The organism is Ureibacillus endophyticus, assembly GCF_003628435.1.
Taxonomy (GTDB): Bacteria; Bacillota; Bacilli; order Bacillales_A; family Planococcaceae; genus Ureibacillus; species Ureibacillus endophyticus.
The window spans coordinates 1-21,774 of the sequence record NZ_RBZN01000011.1 but is presented as its reverse complement, the minus strand read 5'-3'; the positions used below and the strand labels follow the sequence as shown (position 1 = coordinate 21,774).

24 protein-coding genes, 1 pseudogene and 1 riboswitch are annotated in these 21,774 nt (G+C 34.4%); of the genes and pseudogenes, 12 read left to right on the top strand and 13 right to left on the bottom strand.

Going from position 1 to position 21,774, the window contains the following annotated elements; all coding sequences use genetic code 11:
* The first annotated feature begins 19 nt into the window (after nucleotides 1–19).
* Complete coding sequence (locus tag D8M03_RS06460) at nucleotides 20–1,702, top strand: methyl-accepting chemotaxis protein (RefSeq protein WP_121213963.1); 1,683 nt, start codon at nucleotides 20–22, stop codon at nucleotides 1,700–1,702.
* Nucleotides 1,703–1,749: 47 nt separating this feature from the next.
* Here the strand turns inward: D8M03_RS06460 and D8M03_RS06455 are convergent, their stop codons facing one another.
* The 5 genes from D8M03_RS06455 to D8M03_RS06435 form a co-directional block, all read right to left on the bottom strand.
* Nucleotides 1,750–2,382 carry a response regulator gene (locus D8M03_RS06455; RefSeq protein WP_121213962.1) on the bottom strand — a complete coding sequence of 211 codons (633 nt, stop codon included), beginning with the start codon at nucleotides 2,380–2,382 and terminating at the stop codon, nucleotides 1,750–1,752.
* A 33-nt stretch (nucleotides 2,383–2,415) separates the two neighbouring features.
* The gene (locus D8M03_RS06450) at nucleotides 2,416–3,477 is read right to left on the bottom strand and encodes a sensor histidine kinase (RefSeq protein WP_121213961.1); all 1,062 of its coding nucleotides are present in this window, start codon (nucleotides 3,475–3,477) and stop codon (nucleotides 2,416–2,418) included.
* Nucleotides 3,474–4,157 carry a cell wall-active antibiotics response protein LiaF gene (liaF, locus tag D8M03_RS06445; protein WP_121213960.1) on the bottom strand — a complete coding sequence of 228 codons (684 nt, stop codon included), beginning with the start codon at nucleotides 4,155–4,157 and terminating at the stop codon, nucleotides 3,474–3,476. Before liaF ends, D8M03_RS06450 begins: the two co-directional genes overlap by 4 nt.
* Before the next feature lie 233 nt (nucleotides 4,158–4,390).
* Nucleotides 4,391–5,020, bottom strand: coding sequence for a PspA/IM30 family protein (locus D8M03_RS06440; protein WP_414674152.1), 630 nt, complete (start codon nucleotides 5,018–5,020; stop codon nucleotides 4,391–4,393).
* 13 nt (nucleotides 5,021–5,033) lie between these two features.
* On the bottom strand, nucleotides 5,034–5,387 hold the full coding sequence (locus D8M03_RS06435) for a lmo0954 family membrane protein (protein WP_121213959.1): 354 nt from the start codon (nucleotides 5,385–5,387) through the stop codon (nucleotides 5,034–5,036).
* Between the two features lie 229 nt (nucleotides 5,388–5,616).
* Between D8M03_RS06435 and sirA the strand changes: the two genes are divergently transcribed.
* Nucleotides 5,617–6,045, top strand: a complete 429-nt coding sequence (sirA, locus tag D8M03_RS06430) for a sporulation inhibitor of replication protein SirA (protein WP_121213958.1) — start codon at nucleotides 5,617–5,619, stop codon at nucleotides 6,043–6,045.
* Between the two features lie 121 nt (nucleotides 6,046–6,166).
* Entirely contained in the window at nucleotides 6,167–6,388 is a 222-nt protein-coding gene (locus D8M03_RS06425) for a YneF family protein (RefSeq protein ID WP_121213957.1), read from the top strand.
* A gap of 936 nt (nucleotides 6,389–7,324) precedes the next feature.
* Here D8M03_RS06425 and D8M03_RS06420 read toward each other — a convergent pair.
* Nucleotides 7,325–8,272, bottom strand: a complete 948-nt coding sequence (locus tag D8M03_RS06420; protein ID WP_121213956.1) for an alpha/beta hydrolase — start codon at nucleotides 8,270–8,272, stop codon at nucleotides 7,325–7,327.
* 192 nt (nucleotides 8,273–8,464) lie between these two features.
* On the opposite strand from D8M03_RS06420, the gene D8M03_RS06415 reads away from it, so the two are divergent.
* A complete protein-coding gene (locus D8M03_RS06415) occupies nucleotides 8,465–8,701 on the top strand; it encodes a YqkE family protein (protein ID WP_121213955.1) in 237 nt (78 codons plus the stop codon).
* Nucleotides 8,702–8,816: 115 nt separating this feature from the next.
* Here D8M03_RS06415 and D8M03_RS06410 read toward each other — a convergent pair whose 3' ends face one another.
* The 3 genes from D8M03_RS06410 to D8M03_RS06400 all read right to left on the bottom strand — a co-directional run bounded on the left by D8M03_RS06410 (nucleotide 8,817) and on the right by D8M03_RS06400 (nucleotide 11,976).
* On the bottom strand, nucleotides 8,817–10,160 hold the full coding sequence (locus tag D8M03_RS06410) for an amino acid permease (RefSeq protein WP_121213954.1): 1,344 nt from the start codon (nucleotides 10,158–10,160) through the stop codon (nucleotides 8,817–8,819).
* Between the two features lie 136 nt (nucleotides 10,161–10,296).
* A riboswitch (glycine riboswitch) is annotated at nucleotides 10,297–10,372 on the bottom strand.
* Nucleotides 10,373–10,603: 231 nt separating this feature from the next.
* The gene (locus D8M03_RS06405) at nucleotides 10,604–11,089 is read right to left on the bottom strand and encodes a VanZ family protein (protein WP_121213953.1); all 486 of its coding nucleotides are present in this window, start codon (nucleotides 11,087–11,089) and stop codon (nucleotides 10,604–10,606) included.
* Nucleotides 11,086–11,976, bottom strand: coding sequence for an aldo/keto reductase (locus D8M03_RS06400; protein WP_121213952.1), 891 nt, complete (start codon nucleotides 11,974–11,976; stop codon nucleotides 11,086–11,088). The genes D8M03_RS06405 and D8M03_RS06400 overlap by 4 nt, the downstream gene beginning before the upstream one ends.
* 82 nt (nucleotides 11,977–12,058) lie before the next feature.
* Here D8M03_RS06400 and D8M03_RS06395 point away from each other — a divergent pair, with 82 nt between their 5' ends.
* From D8M03_RS06395 to fur, 3 genes are all read left to right on the top strand, one after another.
* A complete protein-coding gene (locus D8M03_RS06395) occupies nucleotides 12,059–12,601 on the top strand; it encodes an NUDIX domain-containing protein (protein WP_121213951.1) in 543 nt (180 codons plus the stop codon).
* A 137-nt stretch (nucleotides 12,602–12,738) separates the two neighbouring features.
* Nucleotides 12,739–13,254, top strand: coding sequence for a hypothetical protein (locus D8M03_RS06390; RefSeq protein ID WP_121213950.1), 516 nt, complete (start codon nucleotides 12,739–12,741; stop codon nucleotides 13,252–13,254).
* 98 nt (nucleotides 13,255–13,352) lie between these two features.
* Nucleotides 13,353–13,808, top strand: a complete 456-nt coding sequence (gene fur / locus D8M03_RS06385; protein ID WP_121213949.1) for a ferric iron uptake transcriptional regulator — start codon at nucleotides 13,353–13,355, stop codon at nucleotides 13,806–13,808.
* Between the two features lie 46 nt (nucleotides 13,809–13,854).
* Here the strand turns inward: fur and D8M03_RS17675 are convergent, their stop codons facing one another.
* Nucleotides 13,855–14,010 (bottom strand): hypothetical protein, encoded by a 156-nt coding sequence (locus tag D8M03_RS17675; protein ID WP_170148398.1) that lies wholly within the window; start codon nucleotides 14,008–14,010, stop codon nucleotides 13,855–13,857.
* A gap of 231 nt (nucleotides 14,011–14,241) precedes the next feature.
* Here D8M03_RS17675 and D8M03_RS06380 point away from each other — a divergent pair, with 231 nt between their 5' ends.
* From D8M03_RS06380 to D8M03_RS06360, 5 genes are all read left to right on the top strand, one after another.
* Nucleotides 14,242–14,505: a hypothetical protein gene (locus D8M03_RS06380; RefSeq protein ID WP_121213948.1), complete on the top strand. Its 264-nt coding sequence runs from the start codon at nucleotides 14,242–14,244 to the stop codon at nucleotides 14,503–14,505.
* 104 nt (nucleotides 14,506–14,609) lie between these two features.
* A complete protein-coding gene (xerD, locus tag D8M03_RS06375; RefSeq protein ID WP_121213947.1) occupies nucleotides 14,610–15,512 on the top strand; it encodes a site-specific tyrosine recombinase XerD in 903 nt (300 codons plus the stop codon).
* 94 nt (nucleotides 15,513–15,606) lie between these two features.
* Nucleotides 15,607–16,785, top strand: a complete 1,179-nt coding sequence (gene deoB / locus D8M03_RS06370) for a phosphopentomutase (RefSeq protein WP_121213946.1) — start codon at nucleotides 15,607–15,609, stop codon at nucleotides 16,783–16,785.
* A 12-nt stretch (nucleotides 16,786–16,797) separates the two neighbouring features.
* Nucleotides 16,798–18,102, top strand: a complete 1,305-nt coding sequence (locus D8M03_RS06365) for a pyrimidine-nucleoside phosphorylase (RefSeq protein ID WP_121213945.1) — start codon at nucleotides 16,798–16,800, stop codon at nucleotides 18,100–18,102.
* A 206-nt stretch (nucleotides 18,103–18,308) separates the two neighbouring features.
* The gene (locus tag D8M03_RS06360; RefSeq protein WP_121213944.1) at nucleotides 18,309–20,066 is read left to right on the top strand and encodes a SulP family inorganic anion transporter; all 1,758 of its coding nucleotides are present in this window, start codon (nucleotides 18,309–18,311) and stop codon (nucleotides 20,064–20,066) included.
* Nucleotides 20,067–20,114: 48 nt separating this feature from the next.
* Here D8M03_RS06360 and D8M03_RS06355 read toward each other — a convergent pair whose 3' ends face one another.
* The 3 genes and pseudogenes from D8M03_RS06355 to D8M03_RS17955 all read right to left on the bottom strand — a co-directional run.
* Nucleotides 20,115–20,891 (bottom strand): response regulator, encoded by a 777-nt coding sequence (locus tag D8M03_RS06355; protein ID WP_121213943.1) that lies wholly within the window; start codon nucleotides 20,889–20,891, stop codon nucleotides 20,115–20,117.
* A gap of 17 nt (nucleotides 20,892–20,908) precedes the next feature.
* Nucleotides 20,909–21,247 carry a sensor histidine kinase gene (locus tag D8M03_RS06350; RefSeq protein WP_281272149.1) on the bottom strand — a complete coding sequence of 113 codons (339 nt, stop codon included), beginning with the start codon at nucleotides 21,245–21,247 and terminating at the stop codon, nucleotides 20,909–20,911.
* Between the two features lie 27 nt (nucleotides 21,248–21,274).
* Nucleotides 21,275–21,490: pseudogene (locus D8M03_RS17955) on the bottom strand (histidine kinase); the annotation flags it as partial.
* Nucleotides 21,491–21,774 lie beyond the last annotated feature (284 nt).

The following is a 21,774-nucleotide window of genomic DNA, read 5'->3' as shown; positions in this document are numbered from 1 at the left end:
AAAAAGGTGGTGCACTTACTTGAGATTTTCTATTAAGAAAAAAATGTGGATGGGTTTTAGCTCAATTTTATTCTTGTTAATTGCAGTTACTATTTTAGCGATTGTCGGTCTATTTGATTTAACGAATCGATATAAAGAAATACTAGAAATCGATATGCAGAAGATTGCAAAGATTACTGAAATCGAACAAAGTCAAAGAATTATAGGTGCTACATTGTTGGAGTATGTGTCTTTTGAAGATCCTGAATCCTTGGATATTATTAATTCTACAATCGAGGAGCGACTGACAGCTATTGATGCGGTATTTGCACTGGGAATCGATGACCAATCGGCTGCATTAATTGAAACGTTTAAAATGAATTCTGAAGAATATTTTGCTACGAATGATAAATTAATAGAACAAGTTCAAAGAGGTAGATTAAATGAAGCCACTTTTATTGAATCAAAAATATTGAATGAAAAGTTAATAGGCACTTTAGATGAATTAAAAGTAATTTTTGAGAACGATATTCTTGTGTCACAAACAAATTTGGAATCTTTCCGAAAAGCAGCGAATACAGGATTTACTATTGTTACAATTATTAGTATATTACTAGGCATATTAATTTCATCATTCATAAGTAAAATGATTGCGTCACCAATTTTAAAAGTTACCAAAGCTCTTGAAGAAGTAGCGAATGGAAATTTCTTAATTGAACCTATAAAAATAAAAAATAACGATGAAACTGGCACAATGGCTGAAACCTTCAATAAGATGTTAGCTGACATACGAAATGTTGTGACAAATGTTCGTTCATCGTCTATTCAGCTTGCAACAAACGCTGAGCAGTTATCTTCAACGGCTGAAGAAACATTAGCATCTTCTCAAATGGTTTCATCATCAGCCGAGCAACAAATGTTAACAAGTGAAGAACAATCGAATTTGATGCATTCAGCTGTACAAGCTATTGCTGAGTTAAATGACGCGGTTTCACAAATAGCTTCTGATAATGAATTAATGCTAGGGTCGGCAAATGGAGTTCAAAAATTAGTTAAGTCAGGATCTGCTGTTGTAACGGATGTAGTTCATCACATGAATAATATTCATGATGCCTTTAGTGAAACTTCAAATATTATGAAAAAGGTAGAAAGGCAATCCAACGAAATTCAAAGGATTACATCTTTAATTACAGAGATTTCAGATCAAACAAATTTACTTGCACTTAATGCAGCCATTGAAGCAGCTCGTGCAGGGGAATATGGTAAAGGGTTTGCGGTAGTTGCTGAAGAAGTTCGTAAGTTAGCAGAGCAATCGAAAAATTCCGCAATAGAAATTACATCTATGGTTCAACAAATTCAGTCCGCAAGTAGTGAAGCTGTTAAAGTCATTGCAGTTGGTGGAGATAAAGTAGATCAAGGATTGAGTAAAACAAGTGATTCCCTTGAGGTGTTTAATCAAATTGAAACAAGTGTAGGGGATGTGGTGGTCCGGGTAGAATCTGTTTCAACAGCGATTGAACAAATTCATGGGATGGCGGAAACGGTATTAGATAACGTCCATCAGATTCAGAATCTTGCAAATAATGGGGTACAACTTTCAACAGAAACGAGTGCAGCATCAAAACAACAAATCGCGGCAAATGAAGAGATATCTTCTAGTGCAGAATTTTTAGCGGAATTAGCTGAAAGACTTCAAGTAGAAGTGGAGCAATTTAAAATATAAAAATAAAACGGGTATTCATGTCAATTCGTGAATGCCCGTAAATTTTTTTATTTGACCAATCCATTTTGAAAAGCATAAACAACCGCTTGTGTACGATCTTGTACTTCGAGTTTTGCTAAAATATTGCTCACATGAGTTTTTACTGTTTTTAATGCAATAAATAATTCATCGGCAATTTCTTGATTTGTTTTGCCTTGCGCTATTAATAAGAGAATTTCGGATTCCCGATCTGTTAATTGGTCATGTAGCGCGGTTGCAGTACCACTTCTCATTTTTGAAATCATCTTTGTTGTTACTTCTGGTTCGAGTACAGTTTCGCCTTTCATCGTTTTCCGAATGGCTTCTGCGATTTGTTTTGCATTAGATGTTTTCAAAATATAACTGATTGCTCCAGCTTCTAAAGCAGGATACACTTTATCATCATCTAGAAAACTAGTAACCATCATTATTTTTGCTTCTGGCCATTTTTGAATAATTTGTGCTGTGGCTTCGGCTCCTGTCATTACTGGCATCACGTTATCCATTAGAATAATATCAGGTCTTAATTGTAAAGCAAGTTCAACGGCTTTAGCGCCATTTTCTGCTTCTCCCACAACCGTCATGTCTGGTTGTGCGGAAAGATAAGCAGATACTCCGATTCGAACCATTTCATGATCATCTGCTATTAATACATTTATCAAACTATCACCTCATTTATTTTGATAGGGGGCTAATTATTCAGACTCCGTTGCATTGACTTCCGTATCTAGCTCATCGGATTCAATATTTGTTTTTAACGGTACCTTGACTTCAACAATCGTTCCAACATCTGGTACAGAAACGATTTTGTACGTACAACCAATTTCTACAGCGCGTTCTGCAATGTTTTTTAGACCATAAGAAGTGGATTTATCTTCTTCCATATTGAATCCTTGCCCATTATCTTGAATACGCAAAATACCAAAGTTGTCCCTTGCCACTAACAGCAATTCCACTTCAGTTGCTTTGGAATGGCGTAACGTGTTGGATAATGCTTCCTGAGCGATTCGAAATAAATGATCTTCTTCAGCCTTCGATAATGCAACTTCTTCTATTTTATAAACAATATTAAAGTAAACTTTTTGTTGCAATTCAACAATTAATTCAGTTAATCCTTGAGCAAGTGTATTGTTTCGTAATGCAATTGGTCTTAAATGTAGCAGTAAAGCGCGCATTTCGAGTTGTGCTTGTTGAACAATTTTCTCCACTTGCTGTAATGTATGTTTGGAATTTCCTAATTCTTCCTCTTGCTCTGTTACGGCAGAAAGTAACATGGAAGCTGCAAAAAGTTGTTGAGAGACAGAATCGTGTAATTCACGTGCTAGTCGTTGGCGTTCAGCAATGATTCGTTCTTGAATGACTTTATCGTTGGCTTCTGCTTTTTCGTTTGTTAATCGTTGTAAACTTTTTCGTTGAGTATCAATTAGTTCATTTGCTTGTAGTAAGGCCTTTTTCAATGCGTGGGAGACATTTTTCTTCTTTAATGAAAAATCAGGTTCCGCCACTTGCTTTACATATCGAGTTGCTGCAGATTCCCTTGATCTTGCAACGGAACTCATCCAAAGACTAATAACGATACTTAAGAAACTTATAAAAGTAAAGATGATTGCGATATAAGGTAATTGTTCAAAATTCTTTTCCCATAAAATGTCCCAATTTTTTTCGTTGGGTTCTCCGAAAAATAAAAAGCAGAAGAAAAATGTCATGCCAGTTAATAGAAAGAAAAGTGTGATAGTACGAAAGAAGAATGAAATCATTTACGAATCACCTCCACATCGCCAAGCCATGTTGCCACATGTATGACTAGTTTACGTTTTGCATCTTCTGGGTTTCCATCTTCAAACACTAACTGTTCATTAATTAATCGTTTTTTTCCTTTTCCAAGTAGTTTTGCTTCGCCTAAAATCGTTGAAAATTGTAGGCGGAACGGTATTTCATAAGGAACAATAATCGTCACTTTCCCAATGGATTGACGAATGGATATAACGGATGTTCCGGCAGGTAAAATTGTTTCTGTCGTATCAATGGTAATATCCCCGATAAAACGCTGAATTTGTACATCTTGCCATTTATAATTATCAACTGGAGGTGCAGTTGATCCAATTAGTTCATTCGTTTCGATAGACTTTACTTGAAAATCGTTTGTATCAACCGTTACATATTTTTGTTCTTTTGTAGCATGTTTATATAGCAAATAAATGAGTATGCCAACAATGAGCAAACGTAAACTCCATACTGTAAGAACTGCAATAAATAAGAAGAAACATCCTAGCCAAAAATAGCTTCTTTTATTTTTCGAAAAACTGTAATAGAGTAGTAGTGCTCCAACAATAAGTAAAAAGGCGCCACCATTATTAAAAATTGTGAGCTCGACGAACACAATTAATAATACGATTATTGTAATGAATGTAAGTTGATCTGTACTAAATCTGCTCAAAATGGTCCCTCCTTTTTACATTATTACATAGGTAGGGCTGTGTAGTAAGACACAGCCCTTTTCATTACTTTGTTAATAAAATGTTAGAAAATATTGCTCCTGCGGTGGTCGCAATAAAAATTGCCACCATCCTCGTCGCAATTTATCTGTGACGAAAGCAAAGCGCCAGTCACAAAGGAGGCGTCTCAAAATGACTTTTCAGACGCCTCCTTGACAATTATATCATGTTCGAATTACTTTTGTTCTGTCATTTCTAGTGCTTTTGTCTTTTCTAGTTGTGCTAAACGTGCTTCAAGTTGAGTACGTTCGTAATCTTTTTCAATGTTGTTTGCAAGATTATCGATGTATGAAGATAGCTCGTTAAAATCCGTTTCATCATTTGATTTTAAAACATTATCCATTTTATGGTGAGCACGAGTAACATTTTCTTTACCCATTAGTTGTAATTGACGAACTTTCATATCTTTAATTTTGTGCTTCATTGTCTCAAATTTGCGTTCTAAAGAAATAAATTCTTCATCCGCTTTTTCAAGACTTGTAGCTAAAGTAACTTGGCGAGTTTTGTAAGCTTCCACTTCTTGTGTTGCGAATAGAATTAAATCTTCTTCGCCATTTGCTTGGGCAAGTTGAAGTTGATTTGAACGCTTTTCTAACATTTCTGTTGTTTCTTTTAATTCTTTTTCTAACTGCTCTTTTAATTGTGCCTGACGTGTTAGTAATTTACCAGTTTGTTCTGTTTGTTTTTCTGCTTCACGGATATATTGATTTAACATTGCGATTGGATTTTTACGTTCCTTTTTATCAAACATTTCGTGTAAATCTGCCTCAATTGTATACTTAAATCTTTTTAATAAACCCATCATTTTTACCTCTCCCTTATTTTGTAAGTTTTGCCCATTCGTTTTCAAAGTTTGTGAATGGATCATCTTCTTTAATTGTTACATTGCTAAAAGAAACTTCCTCATTGTTCCATTTTTTATATAGAACATAAATTACCGCTAAAGCACCAAGACCAATTAACGCTGGAATATTTGAAATTGCTGAGAATACACCGATTAACCCTAGTACTACATAGAAGATTTTCGAAATAGTTGATTTCGATTTTACATAGTAGTGCATACCAGCAAAGACTAACAATGCTGAAAAAGCAAATCCAAGTAATGGCCCCGTTAGACTAAGTGCAACAATAGCAGCAATTCCTCCAGCAAGTAAGATAAGTAATTTTTTCATTTTTTCTAGCTCCTTTCGTTATGTCTCTATGTTATCTCTCCTGCCAATTTCTTAAAACGGACTGGAATTGCATTTTCAACTAGGTCTAGAGGCTGAGAGGAACTAGGACAACAATACGAAAAGTTAGTTTCCCTCTTATTTGACAAAAATAGAAATGAAATCATGACACTCTTTGACAAAAAATTCAGATTTCTTCTTATATAATGAGTTTAAAGAGAGGAGGACGCATATGAGAAAATATTCGATTTTTAATATAAAAAAACAATATCAATCTTTTGTGTTTGGTAGAGAAAGATTGCTTCTAGAAATGGTATCATCAAAAGGGCAAGCTCTCGAGTCCTCTGTTAGTAAGCAGCTAAGTTTTATCTGCGAACCAATAGAAGGAAGTTTAGAACAAAGTGTTATATATGAACATTTAAAAAAGAGCTTTCCAAATATAAAAAGGGAAGATGATTATTTTATATTTGAACACCAATTTAAAGGTGGCCTAAAACTAAAATTATGTACTTACCATATAGAAGCAATTTGCGAAGGCTCACGGATGTTGGATCTAGATTTGTTTCATTCTTTAAGTCAAATGAATGATTCCTTTATTGCCTTTAACAAAGAAGAAGCGGAATGTGGTTGGTTAAAACCAGTTAAGCATGTTTCTTACTAGATTGAGTTTGTCGAAAAAATAGAAAAAACAAGTGAAAAGCTAGTATCCATAAAATTTATAGTGTATAATCCTTCATGGAGAGTTATCTCGATGTATTCGTAAGTGGAGGAGGTAGGCACAAATGGCTACATGGATTTGGATTATTATCGTTATTATCGCACTAGCTGGAGGAACAGCACTTGGTTTCTATTTAGCGCGTCAATATATGATGAAATATTTAAAAGAAAACCCACCAATTAATGAACAAATGATTCGTGTCATGATGGCTCAAATGGGACGTAAACCATCTGAGAAACAAGTTCGTCAAATGATGGCACAAATGAACAAATTCCAAGATAAATAATCGCAAAACAAACAACAACAGTCTTCATTTGAATGAACTGTTGTTTTTATTTTGTTTTAAAATGGATGATGATGGTTGATGGTGATTTAAATGGGTAGGAATCTTGCTGAATTGTTATTTGTACATCTGAGAACCGATTCTAAGTGGGGGGGCAATTATAATTTATATCTATCTATGTAAGAGAGAAGGAAAGAATATTCATTTTATGATATGTAAACTCTGAATGAATACAAAAATTGATGAAGATCTCAGCAGAAAATGTATTCATCCCCACAATGAATACAAAAATTGATGAGGATTACAGCAGAAAATGTATTCATCCCCTCAATGAATACAAAAATTGATGAAGATCTCAGCAGAAAATGTATTCATCCCCACAATGAATACAAAAATTGATGAGGATTACAGCGGAAAATGTATTCATCCCCTCAATGAATATAAAAATTGATGAAGATCTCAGCAGAAAATGTATTCATCCCCTCAATGAATACAAAAATTGATGAGGATTACAGCAGAAAATGTATTCATCCCCTCAATGAATACAAAAATTGATGAAGATCTCAGCAGAAAATGTATTCATCCCCACAATGAATACAAAAATTGATGAGGATTACAGCGGAAAATGTATTCATCCCCACAATGAATACAAAAATTGATGAAGATCTCAGCAGAAAATGTATTCATCCCCACAATGAATACAAAAATTGATGAGGATTACAGCGGAAAATGTATTCATCCCCACAATGAATACAAAATTTGAAGAAGATTACAGCAGAAAATGTATTCATCCCCTCAATGAATATAAATTTTGATGGGGATTTCAGAAAAAAATAGTATTCAAATTATCGATAGATATAAATTGTGGAAAATCAGCAGAAAGTTTTATTCATATATACAACAAAAAAGAGTGCTACACATCACGATGAGCACTCCTTACTATGATATTTCCTTTTCCAACTCTTTGACGAGTACATAATTTTGTAAAAACTCCGATACAACCTCTTCATATTCTTGTGGGTTTTGATTAAAGCTTTGGGCATGAGCACCTTTTTCAAAAAGCTTTAACATTTTCGGTTCGCTTTTTTCTTCGTACATTTCTTTTGTCATGTACGGTAAGATAAAATCATCCTCCATGCTATGAATGAACAACATTGGAGCTTGAATATTTTTTACTGCCTCTTTTGGTGTAATGCTTTTTAAAGAATAACCGTCTCGCAATCTTAAGAAAAAGTCTGCTAAATGAATTGGCAGTTTTGTTCGTAAAATGGTTTCCTTTTTCACAATTTGAGCAATCAGTTCGGAAAAATTAGAGAAACCACAATCTGCTATATAAAAGTCTGCGCCATCTTCCACTAATCCCGCATATAAAATCATACTTGCTGCACCCATTGATTCACCGTGAATACCAAGTATCGCATCATTACCAATAAGAGTTTTTACAGTTTTTACAACAGCTGCAAGATCGAACTTTTCATAATATCCATAGCTTGTTGTCTTTCCACCTGATTCACCATGTCGGCGATGATCAAATACAAAAGAATTGAATCCTAGACGTTCAAACATACGTGCATATCGAACGGAATTAATTTTATTTTCCGTTACACCGTGACAGATAATAATGGTATTGTTTGTATTAAGGGGTTTAAAGAAAATCCCTTTTATTGGATATCCGTTTGGAGAATCAATGCTTAATTCTTCTTTCGGACAATTGTTAAACCAATTTTCATCAAAACGTTGTGCTTTTAATTCACGATCGTAAATGAAATGATCATCTTTCTTTTTTATATACATTAAACGATTCGTCACCATAAATCCAAAACCAGTAGTGATAGCAGAGAGAGTAGTAATAATACTAGATAGCCATAATACTTTTTTTCGTTTCATTAAAAACACCTCGATTCCTACATAGTATTGAATATTCCTATTCACTTCATACGAGTGTATTAATACATGAATGGTTATTATTATTTTACGCAAATATACTTTAATAGGTTCTTTATATTAGAGAGTTCTTTCGTGAAATTTGGCTAAAAAATGTTAAACTAAAAGTGACTTTATTTTGAGTAGGTGAAGAAAATGGCAAAGAAACAAAAACAAACGGTTAATAAAGATGATTCTGTAACATTAAAAGATCAACTAAATGCTGATGTGTTAGCAAAATTAAAAGCTGCGAAACAAAGCCTAGTTGCAGAAGAGCAAGCAAAAGAAGAAGAGCGTCAAGCAAAACTAGCATTTGAACGAAAACAACGTGAGAAAAATATGAGCTTTGAAGAGCTATTAGAAAAGTACGGAGATAAAGGTTCGAAATTTTAATTGGTGGTAAAATATCCCGTCAAATTAAACGATAATTCCGCCAAAATAGTGAATTATCCCGCCAAAATCAAAAATAATCCCGCCAAAAGAAAAAAGCGTTAAGTAATCATCAAGATTACTTAGCGCTTTTTCTCATTCCATAAGTAAACAACAATAGTATAAACCAAACTGGTGTAAGTAATAATGCAGATCTAGTATCCTCAGAAATAAACATAATAACTAAAATTGCTAAAAATAATAGCAATACAACATAATTGATAAATGGTGTTAATGGAGCTTTAAACGTTGATTTTTTATGTAAATCAGGTCGTTTTCTTGTATAACGTATATGTGATATTAAAATAATAGCCCATACCCAAATAAAACAAATGGCACTAATTGTTGTTACAACACTGAATGCAGAATCTGGAATCACATAACTTAATAATCCACCAATTGATACAACAACCGTTGAAACTAGAAGAGCGTTGCTTGGTACAGAGTTTCCATTTAATTTACCTAAAGATTTTGCACCTTGGTTATTTTTACTTAAGTTGAACATAATTCTACTCGTTGAAAATAGTCCGCTATTACATGCAGAAGCTGCAGAAGTGAGAACAACGAAATTGATAATCCCAGCTGCTACTGGAATTCCGACTAAACTAAATACTTGTACAAAAGGACTGTTTTCTGCACTAAGACTTGTCCAAGGATTTATACATAAAATGACAAAGATGGCTCCAATGTAAAATAACAAAATACGCATTGGAATTTTGTTAATGGCAGATGGGATGTTCTTCTTTGGATCAGAAGTTTCAGCTGCGGACACACCAACAATTTCAACTCCTACAAAGGAAAATACAACCATTTGGAAGGCGAATAAAAATCCAGTAATGCCATTCGGGAAGAGACCACCGTGTGACCAAAGATTACTTACTGAAACAGTACCGGTGTTTGTTTCAAAGCCAATAACTAACATGACAATTCCCACAACAATTAAAGCAACGATTGTTATTACTTTAATGATTGCAAACCAAAATTCTAATTCACCAAATAATTTTACAGTCAGTAGATTGAAAAATAGTAGAATAACTAAACATACAAGGGCTGGAATCCATTGCGGAATGTCAAACCAATATTGTACGTACATTCCGACAGCAATAATATCGGCCATTGCAGTCATAATCCAGCAAAACCAATAGGTCCATCCTGTAACATATCCTGCCCAAGGACCGATATAATCAACGGCAAAATCATTAAACGATTGATAGCGAGTGTTTGATAATAATAGTTCTCCTAATGCTCTCATGACAAAAAATAATGCAATACCAATAATTAAATAAACGAAAATAATTGAAGGACCAGCTTTTTCAATGGCTGCTCCAGAACCTAAAAATAAGCCTGTCCCAATTGTTCCACCTATTGCGATTAATTGGACATGACGATTTTTTAAGTCACGTTTTAATTCTTGCTGTGCCACAAGAATGCCTCCTTTTTATTACCATATTCCATAGAAAATAAAAAAATGAGATAGGATATCCCATCTCATTAGACATAAAAAATAACAAATAAAATATATAAAAATAGTAAGACAAAATAGTATTACTTCTTATACTTGTTACTTTTCTGTCCTTTTGCCTGAGATTGTGAACCCTTCGGCGACGCAAATGCGTTCTCTCCAGAAATTGCTCCGGCTATAGTTACCCCATAGCGTTCATCGCGGTTATTTAATTTACTTCCAAATGTTGTGTTCAATATTATCAATCTATTTTGTTTTTTTCAATGCTATATAACTAGAAATACGACACGGACATATGAATTTTAATATAGTTATGTAGAAAAATGCTGTGTGATATAGCTAGAATGAGGATAAAAAAGTTTTGAAAAATACAAAAAACTCCCCATCAGAAGGGGAGCAAATTATTATTCTTCACTAGTTTTAAACAAATATCTAATTGAGTAAATGACTTTAAATAGTAATAAGAAAGTAATGGCACCTGCTGTATCTAATAATACATCTTGAAAAATTCCAGTTCTTCCTGCGACAAAAGTTTGGCGAAATTCGTCTAGGGAAGCAACTAAAAATGTAGAAGCAATGGCATAAATAATCGCAAGTTTTAACTTGAACTTGCGATAGAATAAATAGAACAATAATCCGACAAATCCATAACCGACAAAATGTAGTCCTTTTCTTACTAAAAATTCAATAAAGTAATAATAGCCACGAGTTTCAACTGAAATCGTTCTACCCCAATAATAAAATTCGAATTTACTTAGAAAATCATAGAATGGCTCGTCCTTCAACAAAACTTGCAAAGATGGTACAATCGTTTGCTGTTCATAAGACATACTGGAAACCATAAATAATACGATAAGGACTGAAATGATGAGGAAAATATACTTTTTCATCGATGATCGGTATAAACATCTTTCTTTGTAATTTGATTAACGAAGGATAAGTCTGTTATACCTTGTGCTTTTTCGTATGCCTTGATATTTTGTTCAAGTTGTTCTTTATTGCGGGCTCCTATTACTGTTGATGCAACTACAGGATGTTTCAAATTAAATGCAAATGCAAGAGCATGTATATCTTCGTAATGAGATTCTAAAGATTGGATAACTTGTTGTAGTTCTTCACTAGAATAACTCATATAATTTTGTATTCTATTTTTCCAGTCACTTGTAAGAATGCCTTTCGCAATGGAACCTCTTGTCACGACTGAGGTACCTGCAGAAGCAATTTGTTCAAACCATTCCTCAGCGCGGCGATCTAATATGTTATATTGCATCATATTTGAAATGGCATTACTGTTCTTCAAAAATGATGTAAACACATTTGGACGTATAGAAGATATACCATATTCGCGAATATACCCTTGTTCCTTTAGTTGTTCAAATGTTTCAATAATGTCATCCCAGGGGTCGTTAATTGTTCCGCCGTGTAATTGATAAACATCAATATAATCCGTTTTTAATCGACGTAAGCTTTCCTTTAATCCGTTTTCAATGTGAGAAGGGGAAGGATCCCAACTCCATCCATTTTCTCCTGTATTCCATCTGTTTCCAACCTTTGTAGCAAGTACAATTTCATTACGGTGTGGTTTTAAAAGTTCACCGACAATTTCTTCGTTCATCCCATGATCATACAGGTCTGCCGTATCAAAATAATTAATACCATAATCAATGGCAGAATAGATCACTGGTTTCGCATCTTCAATAGTAGTTGGTAAAGACATACAACCTAAACTTAATTCGGTGATTTCGATAGAGCTATTCCCAAGAGCTCTTTTTTTCATTTATTACACGCCTTTCTGCCATACAAATTTCTAACTACAATGGTACAATGAATGTAATGAACACGACAAGCGAGGAATCTTAATGAAAAAATTTGAAGAGAAAACGATAAGTTCTAATCAAATCTTTAATGGGAAAGTAATCTCATTAAAAGTTGATGATGTTCTACTTCCAAATGGCAATCAATCTAAACGAGAAATCGTAAATCATCCAGGGGCAGTGGCGGTTATTGCAATTACGGATGAAGGAAAATTAATTCTTGTTGAACAATACAGGAAAGCATTGGAAAGATCGATTATCGAAATTCCTGCGGGGAAACTTGAACCAGGAGAAGCACCTGAAGTCACTGCACGAAGAGAACTAGAAGAAGAAACAGGGTACGGCTGTCACAAATTAAGTTGTCTTCAAACCTTTGCAACATCGCCTGGATTTGCGGATGAAGTAATACACCTTTTTGTAGCGGAGCAATTATTTGAAATTGAAGAAAAGGCAGAGCTTGATGAAGACGAATTTGTTGAACTAATGCAAGTATCTGTAGAAGAAGCAGAAGAAATGGTGAAAGACGGTCGCATTTATGATGCAAAAACAGCATTTGCAGTGCTTTGGATGAAATTAAATAAATCATAACTTGCCTAACAAATTAGGCAAGTTTTTTTAGTTTATAAACTCTTATAAAAAAGTAAATTTGATAGAATGGATTGAAAATTGGAGGGTATATTGATAGAGGACGAGCATAAGATGGTAACAACGAAAGGAGAATGCTTATGTATCGTTCCACTCTAGTAATCCAATTTGCAGTGATTCTAGCAATTAGCTTTGTAAGCGGTGTCGTTTGTTTTCAGTTATTTCCCCTGGACAAGGCCATGGAGTTAATTAAATATATAGATCCGAGAGTTTTGGAATTAGAAAAAATCACCATATGGAATACAATTTTTCCCCTTATACCTTGGATTGTCCTAGTATTATTTTTCACGACTCATCCTTATTTTCATGTGTTAGCACGTTTTGTCGTAGCAGTTAAAGCTACTTTTTTTGGATTTAGTTCGGTATTTCTATTAACTCAACAAGAATCACTATTAGTTTATAGTGTATGGTGGTTTCCTTTTCAATTTCTTTATTGCATTCTACTTTTCCTTCTTTGTTCCGTATATGCATCAAAGAAAGTTGGCAATAACCGAAAATTTTTCTTCTCCCAAAGGCTTTTTGTTACACTAATTATTGCAATATCCATTATTTGTATCGGTGAAAATTTAGTCATTACTTATATTATTCCAAGCTAATGACATGAAAGCTTTGAAGTTTTTATTAATAAAGTATCCCTCTCTTGTAATAGCTTTCACTCATTTGGTATAATGAGATGAGTTTAGGAGGGCGTCTTATGGAAAGCCGTATTGATCGAATAAAAAAGCAATTACATAGTGCTGGCTACAAACTGACGCCGCAGCGTGAAGCGACAGTTGCAGTGCTATTAGAACATGAAGAAGACCATTTAAGTGCAGAGGACGTTTACTTACTTGTAAAAGATAAAGCACCAGAAATCGGTCTTGCGACAGTATACCGTACATTAGAATTATTAACAGAATTAAAGATTGTTGACAAAATTAACTTCGGTGATGGCGTGTCCCGTTATGATTTGCGACAAGAAGGGGCAAAGCATTTCCACCACCATCTTGTTTGTATCGAATGTGGTGCTGTTGACGAAATTCAAGAAGACTTACTAGATGACGTTGAAGTTATCGTAGAAAAACGTTGGAACTTTATAATTAAAGACCACCGATTAACATTCCACGGAATTTGTCATCGTTGCCATGACCAACAAAATGAAGAAAAATAATTAAAAGGTGTACCTAAGATAGTGACTTAAGTACACCTTTTCACTTTTAATCTAACTTTGTTTTTGAAACAGTTTTTGTATCCTCAATGTTTGCGATTTTTAGAACACCATCAACTAACTGAAAGACATATCGTTTTTCCCGCTCATAATGCCAAGTACCTTCATCCAACGAATAGAATTTGAAAATCTGCATACCTATCATTATTTATTTCCTTTTCACAAGATGAGCAAATGGAAAGTTATCTTCTCCATCAATTGCTGGGGAACTGCATTCTATAATTCATCAGAATCTGTGGCGATTTTTCCACAATTGTGGCTAGAACGCATAAATTAGAACCTCCCCATAATATCTTTAATACTAATGTATTGTTACTTATTTTCAGTAATAACTATATTGATGGGGATTTTTGTTAAATTTAAGGGGGAATTCAGGTTGGTTAGAGCAAGTTACGAAAAGGAATTAGATATTCATGACATTAAAAAACGATTACTTGAAACAAACGAACAACGATTAGAATTAATTGTGAAGCTTGGGGAAATAACAAACAGTGTTCTAAGGAAAAGTGATGCAGAATTAACATTACTAAATCAATTTACGGATCAATTATTAAACTTAGATTTAGAGATTTACCAGCTTCTTTGTAAAATAGATAGTGTCACATCAAAATGTAAAGATTGCCCTAATTGTCACCTGTAAATAGTACTTCCCCTAGTGCCTATTGCGCTAGGGGATTTTTTTGTTTTTAGACATTACATGGTAGAATAAATAAAAAGTAGCAAATAGAAATGGGGCCTGTCCAAATGAGAAATTTTACAGATCCACTAAACGATTATCTTCACTTTTTGCAAGTTGAACGACAATTATCAACTAACACACTATCTTCCTATCGACGAGATTTAGAGAATTATATAAATCATTTAAATAAAGAACAGGGACTATCAAGTTTAAATCACGTAGAAAGAACACATATATTAATCCATTTAGAAAACTTACGGAATCAGGGAATTTCTGCACGTACAATAGCTCGTCACATTTCCTCAATCCGCTCATTTCATCAATTTTTATTACGCGAAAAAGTGACAGAGCAAGACCCGACTGTACACTTAGAAATGCCTCAAATTGAACAAAAACTACCAAAAGTTTTATCCATCCAAGAAATTGATGCTTTAATTTCTACACCAAACCGTGATAAACCACAAGGCATTAGAGATGTAGCAATGCTCGAAATTTTATACGGTACAGGGATGCGTATAAGTGAATGTATTGGACTAAACCTAGAGGATGTCCATTTAACGATGGGATTTGTTCGCGTTTACGGAAAAGGGGGAAAAGAAAGAATTGTGCCTCTTGGAAAAGGTGCAATTCGAGCGTGTGATCAATATCTACAAATTGCGCGGAATAAATTGCAAGGTAAATATCCAAAAACCGATGCATTTTTTATAAATCAGCGAGGAAAACGTTTAACTCGACAAGGTTGTTGGAAACTCTTAAAAGAGCATGCAACAAATGCAAATATCAAAAAAGAAATTACACCCCATACTTTGAGACATAGCTTTGCCACGCATTTAATCGAAAATGGCGCGGATTTGCGAGCAGTGCAAGAAATGTTAGGACATGCAGACATCTCAACAACTCAAATTTATACACATATTAGTAAGACGAGATTATCCGAAGTGTATAAGCAATTTCATCCGAGAGCTTAAGATAATGCATAAAAAATATTGTCTGTCGGATGTCTGACCTTTATTTCTTTTGCCAAATTAGGTAATATAAACGTTGTAAGAGGAGGACGAAATGATGAAACCCTTTAAAAAAATACATGTAGTAGTAATGGATTCAGTAGGCATTGGAGAAGCGCCTGATGCAGCAAACTTTGGAGATGAAGGTTCAGACACATTAGGTCATATTGCAGAAAAAATGAACGGTTTAACAATGCCGAATATGGAATCCCTTGGTTTATCGAATATTCGTGAATTAAAAGGAATTGCAAAAGCTGAGCAACCAAAAGCGTTTTACGGTATGATGCAAGAAGCGTCTGTCGGGAAAGATACAATGACGGGGCATTGGGAGATTATGGGTTTAAATATCGACAAACCGTTTAAAGTGTACCCAGAAGGTTTCCCTCAAGAATTAATCCAACAGTTAGAAGAAAAAATCGGTCGAAAAGTAATTGGGAATAAACCTGCAAGTGGTACTGCTATTATTGATGAACTAGGTAAAGAACATATGGAAACAGGTGCTATTATCGTCTATACATCTGCAGACCCAGTGTTACAAATTGCAGCCCACGAAGAAATTGTTCCTTTAGATGAACTATATAAAATATGTGAAATTGCTCGTGAACTAACGTTAGACCCTGAATTTTTAGTGGGTCGTGTAATTGCACGTCCATTTATCGGAACGCCTGGTAACTTTACAAGAACATCCAATCGTCACGACTATGCCTTAAAACCATTCGGACGAACAACAATGAATGAATTAAAGGATGCAGGACTTGACGTAATTGCTATTGGTAAAATTTCTGATATTTTCAACGGTGAAGGCGTAACAGATGCAGTCCGCACAAAAAATAATGATGACGGAATGGATAAATTTGCTGAAGTGGTAAAACGAGATTTCCACGGAATCAGCTTCTTAAATTTAGTTGATTTTGATGCGAACTTTGGCCATCGTCGTGATCCAATCGGATACGGAGAAGCTTTAGAGGAATTTGACCGCCGTTTACCAGAAGTGTTAACGGCATTAAATGAGGATGATTTATTAATTATTACAGCTGACCATGGAAACGACCCAACATTCCCAGGTACAGACCATACACGTGAATTTGTTCCGTTAATTGTTTATTCACCAAGATTTGAACAAGGCACAGAATTACCTTTACGTAAAACATTTGCTGATATTGCTGCGACGATTGCAGAAAACTTTAATGTAGCTGCACCACAATTTGGCACAAGTTTTTTATCGAATTTGAAGTAGGGGGTTAAAGCCGTGAGAATGGTTGATATTATTGAAAAAAAGCGTAATGGGGAAGAGCTAACTACTGAAGAAATTCGTTTCTTTGTTGATGGTTATACAGATGGTTCGATTCCTGACTATCAAGTAAGTAGTTTAATGATGGCAATTTATTTCCAAGATATGAATGAGCGTGAGAGAGCTGATTTAACAATGGCGATGGTTGAATCAGGCGACCAAATCGATTTATCTGGAATTGAAGGAATTAAAGTGGATAAACATTCCACTGGCGGAGTAGGGGATACAACAACTCTTTCCCTTGCAGCAATGGTTGCAGCAGTGGGCGTTCCTGTAGCCAAAATGAGCGGACGTGGATTAGGGCATACAGGTGGAACCATCGATAAATTAGAGTCTATTAAAGGGTTTCATGTTGAACTTTCCAATGAACAATTTATGAAACAGGTAAATGAAATTGGAACGGCGGTAATAGGGCAAAGTGGAAATTTAACACCAGCTGACAAAAAATTGTATGCTTTACGTGATGTAACCGGTACAGTACCAAGCATTCCTTTAATTGCGAGTTCAATTATGTCGAAGAAAATTGCTGCAGGTGCAGATGCCATTGTTTTAGACGTGAAAACAGGCGACGGTGCATTCATGAAAACTTACGAAGATGCAAAAGCTTTAGCCCAAGCAATGGTACAAATTGGGAATAATGTAGGTAGAAAAACAATGGCCATTATTTCTGATATGAGTCAACCCCTTGGCTTTGCTATTGGGAATGCCCTTGAAGTAAAAGAAGCGATTGATACATTAAAAGGTAACGGTCCGAAAGATTTAATGGAATTATGCTATACACTTGGATCGCAAATGATTGTACTCGGTAATAAAGCCAAATCATTAGAAGAAGCTAGAGTACTACTTGAAGAAGTAGTTCAGAACGGAAAAGCTTTAGACGTATTTAAGAAGTTTATTACTGCTCAAGGTGGAGATGCATCGGTTGTTGATGATCCATCTCTTTTACCTCAAGCGAAATTCCAAATTGAACTTCCGGCTAAACAATCAGGATACGTTGAAAAAATTGAAGCAGATGATGTTGGTGTAGCAGCGATGTTACTCGGTGCAGGTCGCGCTACTAAAGAGTCAACAATCGATTTAGCAGTTGGATTAGTACTTCATAAAAAAGTAGGGGATTCTGTCAAGGATGGGGAATCTCTTGTTACAATCCATTCGAACAAAGAAGATATTCCAGAAGTAATTGAGAAATTGTATAAACATATTATTATTTCAAATGAACCTGTCGAAGCCCCAACATTAATAAAAGATATCATTAAAAAATAACTGGTCAATAATATCTTTCGATGGTATTATGAGGACAATTATTACTTAATGATAATAAAAGTTAGTAGCATACTTGCTACTAATTTTTTCTTTCTATTTTCCAAAAATATGTTAGAATATGAATAATTTAACCTATATTCACTTCCGAGATATTTTTTGCCTGAAAGAGAAATTTTGTGTGAAATTCTATTAAAAGAAGGGATAACATGAGTAAGTTTTGGACAGGGAGATTTGAGGGGTATTCATTTGATCATTTTAAGAAGGATTTATTATCTGGAACAATTGTAGGGATTGTCGCAATTCCATTAGCAATGTCCTTTGCAATTGCTTCAGGTGTAAAGCCCGAGTACGGAATTTATACCGCAGTCATCGCGGGGATTTTAATTTCACTATTAGGTGGGTCAAAATATCAAATTGGGGGTCCTACTGGTGCCTTTGTTCCAATTCTATTAGGAATCGTTATTTCTTATGGATACGAGAATTTATTAATCGCAGGATTGATGGCTGGCGTCATGCTCGTATTGATGGGAGTCTTCAAACTAGGGGTATTAATTAAATATATACCTAGACCAGTAACAATCGGATTTACAGCTGGTATTGCTGTCATCATATTTACCGGTCAAATTTCTAATTTCTTAGGTCTAAAAGGGATTGAGCAACACGAACGTTTTATCGATAATATGAAAGAGATTGCTAGTCACTTAAATACTATGAGTATTTATAGTATTTTAGTTGCTGCGATTTGTTTCGTTATTATGTTATTAACACCAAAAGTATTACCAAAAGTTCCGGGAGCATTAGTAGGAATTATTGTTTCTTCTGTTGTAACTGCACTATTTTTCAGTGGTCAAGTTGCGACAATTGGTTCTACTTATGGAGCAATTCCAAATTCATTACCGTCCTTTGGAATTCCGGAAATTACTTTAGATAGAATACAAATGTTGATTGGACCTGCATTTGTTATTGCCATGCTTGGTGGTATTGAATCGTTATTATCTGCAGTTGTAGCAGATGGTATGACAAACAGTAAACATAATAGTAATCGAGAGTTAATCGGGCAAGGGATTGCAAATATCGTGACACCATTCTTTGGAGGTATACCTGCTACTGGAGCAATTGCTCGAACAGCAACAAACATTAAATCCGGTGCTACTTCACCAATGTCTGGTGTTATTCATGGGGTGTTCGTTTTATTAACGTTACTTGTTTTTGCACCTCTTGCAACACATATTCCATTAGCAGCTTTAGCACCAGTATTAATGATGGTTGCTTGGAATATGAGTGAGCGAAAACATTTTGCTCATATATTAAAATTAAAATCTGGGGATTCATTAGTTTTAGTAATTACGTTCCTTTTAACTGTATTTACAAGTTTAACTGTTGCTGTTGAAGTTGGTCTACTACTAGCGATTATTCTATTTGCAAAACGTATGAGTGAAATGTTAGTTGTTTCGAAAGTTTTACCAGATCATGAAAGCAGTAATGGGAAAGTATTACCTCATGTTGTAAGTCCAAACCATGATTGTCCACAAGTGAGTATTTACACAGTGGAAGGGCCGTTATTCTTCGGGGCTGCTCAAACCTTTGAGCAATCAATCTTGTCTTCTATTAATGCAAAACCTAAAGTACTTATTTTACGATTAAGAAAAGTGCCTTTCATTGATACAACGGGAGAGGAATATTTCAGAAATATTATTACTGATTTTAAAAGTCACGGGGGAACGTTGTTAGTAACTGAAGTTCGTCCATCTTTAAAACTTGCAATGGATCAAAGTGGTTTAACGAATGAAATTGGTGAGCAAAACTTCTTTGTTCATACAGGAGATGCAATCAATTGCGCATTAGGTTGTATAAACAGAAGCGCTTGTCTTGGATGTAAACATTTCGCCTTTAAAGAATGTGCTGAATTAGCCAGTTCAAAAAAACCCGTTAAACCAAAAGAAGTTGAAACAACTCTAGTCTAACAAATAAGGAGAATTTGAGTGTACTCAAATTCTCCTTTCTATTATTCTTTAGCTTCTTATTAATTCTTGCTTCCATTTATAAACCCGATCTCCAAAAAGTTGATCAATACTCCAATCTGTTTTCTCTTCAATATCTATTGAACAATCGGATAATTCTATATAATATTTACCTTTAATGTTTTCAATCGTGAGTTGAATACCACTTTCTAAAAAAGTTTTCTTTAGTCTGTAAATGGTTGTGTATAGATTTTGTTCTGCCTTTTTCATTTCGATACTAGGCCATAGCTTCTCGATAATTTGCCATTTTTCTATGCCATTTTTTCGATGTAGGACCATTAAAGAAAATAATTCTTCAACTTTTACAGTAGTCCATTTTAAACGAATTTCTTTATCGTTCTGGAAAACTTTTATATGTCCAAGGAGTTCGATTTTTAATGAATTATCACTTTGCATCATCTGATAACTCTTCTTGTCAATCAATCTTTGTATTGCTTCAAGAACATCTTCTTCGTCGGATGGTTTTAATATGTAGTGTATCGCGTAAAGTTTAAAAGCTTCTACGGCGTATTGATTATAAGCTGTAACATAAACAATTTCTAAATTCGGAAATTTATTTAACAATTTCGTACCGAGTTCAATTCCATTCATTCCTGGCATTTCGATATCAAGAAAAGCTACATCTGGCTTAATCACTGGAATTTCATTTAATGCATCGATGGGTCTGATAAATTCCTCAACAACGTTTACTAAATTCGAATGTTCTAATTGCATTTTCAAAAAATTTGAGACTAATCTTTCATCATCAACTATTACAGCTTTTAACACTTAATTAAGCTCCTTTTTTAGTTAATTGGTACCTCAAATTGTACCTTTGTCCATAATCCCAATTCACTTTCAATTGTTAATTGTGTCTGATAAAACTTTTCCAATCGTTTATTAATATTAGAAATACCTATACCTTGCTTAGTTGTTTTATCATTTATTATGTTTGATATTTTTTCTGGAGTTAACCCAATCCCATTATCAATAACCGCAATCTTTAAATGTGTGTCATTTTTACTGATAGACACTGTAATAATTCCACCTTCATCTATTGGACGTATACCATGAAGGATGGCATTTTCTACTAAAGGTTGGATTGACAGAGGGAGTATAGACTCTTGTAAAACTTCTTCATACACTTCAAACACGACTTGTAATTTCTCATCGAAGCGTGCTTGTTCAATGGCGATATAAGAGTTTAATAGTTTCAATTCTCTTTCAACCGTAATAAAAACATCTTTAGCGTTAAATTCAAAGGAATGTCTTAGAAAATTACTGAAATGTGATAATAATTAAGCAGCCTTTTTTCCATCTGTATAACATAACGACATAACGCTTGTTAATGTGTTGAAGAAAAAGTGGGGCTTTATTTGCGCTACCAAATAAGCTTGTTCGGTTACGTCTAACTCGTTGGATAAGTAATCATTCTTTTTATAAGATAAGTTTACTTGAATTGATAACAAAATAGCTAGAGCGATTCCGTATAATAGGACGTTATAAAATCCAAGTCTTAAGCTTTGGATATAGCCTATACTATATAAAAGCTGTAACCGTCAAGTAGTTTTTTACACTTTACGCTAAGATGCCTTTTACATTTCCGCCTCGAAAAGCTGTTGACGATTTTTCATCCGATAACTTTCTCCATCCATATGAACAACTTCTACTC

Excerpts from the sequence above, each read along its gene's own strand:
- D8M03_RS06435 (WP_121213959.1), bottom strand. The coding sequence starts at position 5,387 with ATGAAAAAATTACTTATCTTACTTGCTGGAGGAATTGCTGCTATTGTT.
- fur (WP_121213949.1), top strand. The coding sequence starts at position 13,353 with ATGGAAAGCCGTATTGATCGAATAAAAAAGCAATTACATAGTGCTGGC.
- sirA (WP_121213958.1), top strand. The coding sequence starts at position 5,617 with ATGAGAAAATATTCGATTTTTAATATAAAAAAACAATATCAATCTTTT.
- deoB (WP_121213946.1), top strand. The coding sequence starts at position 15,607 with ATGAAACCCTTTAAAAAAATACATGTAGTAGTAATGGATTCAGTAGGC.
- D8M03_RS06440 (WP_414674152.1), bottom strand. The coding sequence starts at position 5,020 with ATGATGGGTTTATTAAAAAGATTTAAGTATACAATTGAGGCAGATTTA.
- D8M03_RS06390 (WP_121213950.1), top strand. The coding sequence starts at position 12,739 with ATGTATCGTTCCACTCTAGTAATCCAATTTGCAGTGATTCTAGCAATT.
- D8M03_RS06395 (WP_121213951.1), top strand. The coding sequence starts at position 12,059 with ATGAAAAAATTTGAAGAGAAAACGATAAGTTCTAATCAAATCTTTAAT.
- D8M03_RS06420 (WP_121213956.1), bottom strand. The coding sequence starts at position 8,272 with ATGAAACGAAAAAAAGTATTATGGCTATCTAGTATTATTACTACTCTC.
- D8M03_RS06450 (WP_121213961.1), bottom strand. The coding sequence starts at position 3,477 with ATGATTTCATTCTTCTTTCGTACTATCACACTTTTCTTTCTATTAACT.
- D8M03_RS06360 (WP_121213944.1), top strand. The coding sequence starts at position 18,309 with ATGAGTAAGTTTTGGACAGGGAGATTTGAGGGGTATTCATTTGATCAT.
- xerD (WP_121213947.1), top strand. The coding sequence starts at position 14,610 with ATGAGAAATTTTACAGATCCACTAAACGATTATCTTCACTTTTTGCAA.
- D8M03_RS06400 (WP_121213952.1), bottom strand. The coding sequence starts at position 11,976 with ATGAAAAAAAGAGCTCTTGGGAATAGCTCTATCGAAATCACCGAATTA.
- D8M03_RS06425 (WP_121213957.1), top strand. The coding sequence starts at position 6,167 with ATGGCTACATGGATTTGGATTATTATCGTTATTATCGCACTAGCTGGA.
- D8M03_RS06405 (WP_121213953.1), bottom strand. The coding sequence starts at position 11,089 with ATGAAAAAGTATATTTTCCTCATCATTTCAGTCCTTATCGTATTATTT.
- D8M03_RS06415 (WP_121213955.1), top strand. The coding sequence starts at position 8,465 with ATGGCAAAGAAACAAAAACAAACGGTTAATAAAGATGATTCTGTAACA.
- D8M03_RS17675 (WP_170148398.1), bottom strand. The coding sequence starts at position 14,010 with ATGATAGGTATGCAGATTTTCAAATTCTATTCGTTGGATGAAGGTACT.